The organism is Anoxybacillus sp. LAT27, from assembly GCF_022030075.1.
Lineage (GTDB): Bacteria > Bacillota > Bacilli > Bacillales > Anoxybacillaceae > Anoxybacillus > Anoxybacillus kestanbolensis.
Window position 1 is genome coordinate 1 of record NZ_JAIWYK010000348.1, and the last position, 229, is coordinate 229.

At 54.1% G+C, this 229-nt stretch carries 1 protein-coding gene; it reads left to right on the plus strand.

The window, feature by feature from the left end; genetic code table 11:
* The coding region (locus LD028_RS09745) for a rhodanese-like domain-containing protein (RefSeq protein WP_237811702.1) at nucleotides 1-229 on the plus strand (229 nt) is incomplete at both ends.

The window sequence follows — 229 nt, forward strand, 5'->3', positions numbered from 1 at the left end:
GTCATTACGTACTTCTGGCAGCGGAGAATTGTCAAAGCATTGACAGAGGAAGAGTTCCGCGCCGGCTACCGGAAAGCGCAATTGATTGATGTCCGCGAACCGGATGAGTTTGCGGCTGGACATATTTTAGGGGCGCGCAACATCCCGCTCACGCAGCTTCGCATGCGCATGAAAGAATTGCGCAAAGACCAGCCGATCTATTTGTACTGCCAAAACGGGCTGCGCAGCG